The following is a 2041-nucleotide window of genomic DNA, read 5'->3' as shown; positions in this document are numbered from 1 at the left end:
CCCTCGTCCGGCTCGCCCTCCCCGGCGGCCGCACCCTCACCGCCCGGATCTGGCAGGTCCTCGTCGGCCGCGTCCCCCTGCTGCTCCTCGACTCCGCCCTCGCCGAGAACGGCCCCGCCGAACGCGACGTCACCGACCGGCTCTACGGCGGCGGCAGCGAACACCGACTGCTCCAGGAGATGCTGCTCGGCATCGGCGGCGTCCGCGCGGTCCGCGCCTTCTGCCGGATCACCGGCCACGCCGAACCCGAGGTCTTCCACATGAACGAGGGCCACGCCGGCTTCCTCGGCCCCGAGCGGATCCGCGAACTCGGCGACTACGGAGTCGACTTCGACGCCGCCCTGCACGCGGTCCGGGCCGGCACCGTCTTCACCACCCACACCCCGGTCCCGGCCGGCATCGACCGTTTCCCCGAGGAACTCGTCGCCCGCCACCTCGGCGACGGCGCCGAACTCACCACCGTCGACCAGCAGGCCCTCCTCGACCTCGGCCGCGAGCCGGCCGCCATCGCCGGCACCGACGTCGCCGGCACCGACATGTCCGGAGGAGACCAGGCGGCCCCGCCGCAGTTCAACATGGCGGTGCTCGGCCTGCGCACCGCGCAGCGCGCCAACGGCGTCTCCCGACTGCACGGCAGCGTCAGCCGCGGCATGTTCTCCGGCCTGTGGCCCGGCTTCGACCCCGAGGAGGTGCCGATCGGCTCCGTCACCAACGGGGTGCACGCGCCCACCTGGACCGCCGACGCCATGCAACGCGCCCAGCACACCAAGCTCGGCGACGCCGAACTGTGGGAGCTGCGCCGCACCCTGCGCGAACAACTGGTCCAGGAGGTCAGGACCCGGGTGCGCACCGCCTGGCGGCAACGCGGCGCCGGCCAGGCCGAACTCGGCTGGGTCGACGGCGTCCTCGACCCCGACGTGCTCACCCTCGGCTTCGCCCGCCGCGTCCCCGCCTACAAGCGGCTCACCCTGATGCTGCACGACCGTGACCGGCTCCGCGCGCTGCTCCTGCACCCCGAGCGCCCCGTCCAGATCGTGGTCGCCGGCAAGGCCCACCCCGCCGACGACGGCGGCAAGCGGCTCATCCAGGAACTCGTGCGGTTCGCCGACGACCCCGAGGTGCGGCACCGGATCGTCTTCCTCCCCGACTACGGCATGGCGATGGCCCGCTCGCTCTACGCCGGCTGCGACGTCTGGCTCAACAACCCCCTGCGACCACTGGAGGCGTGCGGCACCTCGGGCATGAAGTCCGCGCTCAACGGCGGCCTCAACCTCTCGGTGCGGGACGGCTGGTGGGACGAGTGGTTCGACCCCGACTTCGGCTGGGAGATCCCCACCGCCGACGGACTCGCCGCCTCCGAGCCCGAGCGGCGCGACGCGCTGGAGGCCGCGGCGCTCTACCGGCTGCTCGCCGAGCAGGTCACGCCCTGCTTCTACGACCGCGGCGTGGGCGGTGGCGGAGTGCCGAGCCGCTGGGTCGAGATGGTCCGCGCCACCCTCGACCGCCTCGGGCCGCTGGTGCCGGCGGAGCGGATGCTCCGCGAGTACATCGCCGACTACTACGCGCCGGCGGCCCGCTCCCACCGGGCGCTCACCGCCGACGCGGCCGGCGAACTCGCCGGCTTCGCGGCCCGCGCCCGCCGCGAATGGCCCCGGGTCACCGTCGACCACGTCGAACCGGGCGCGGAAGCGCCGACCCTCGGCGGCACGGTGTCCCTGCGGGTGCGGGTCGCACTCGGCGACCTCGAACCCTCGGAGGTCGAGGTCCAGGCCGTCACCGGCCGGGTGAACGGCGACGACACGCTGGCCGACCCGGTGTACGTCTCACTGAAACCGGAGGGCGGGCCCGACCTGTCGAGCCGGTGGACCTACACCGGCGAGCTTCCCCTCCACCGGACCGGGCCCTTCGGCTACACGGTGCGGGTGCTGCCGACGCATCCGCTCCTGGCGTCGCGGCCCGAGCTCGGCCTGACCAGGCTGCCGGACGGCGAGACCCCGGAACTCCTACCGGCCGTCGGCTGACCGGGGGTTTCCCCCCACCC

Annotated in this window: 1 protein-coding gene; it reads left to right on the top strand. The window is 74.2% G+C overall.

Translation table 11 applies throughout. From position 1 onward, the window contains the following. Positions 1-2021: alpha-glucan family phosphorylase (glgP, locus tag E1283_RS35630; RefSeq protein ID WP_132822301.1), on the top strand; the 2021-nt coding region annotated here is incomplete at its 5' end. Between the last annotated feature and the right edge of the window lie 20 nt (positions 2022-2041).

This window comes from Streptomyces hainanensis (assembly GCF_004348415.1).
In the GTDB taxonomy this organism is placed as follows: domain Bacteria; phylum Actinomycetota; class Actinomycetes; order Streptomycetales; family Streptomycetaceae; genus Streptomyces; species Streptomyces hainanensis.
This window is presented reverse-complemented; position numbering and strand designations above follow the sequence as displayed.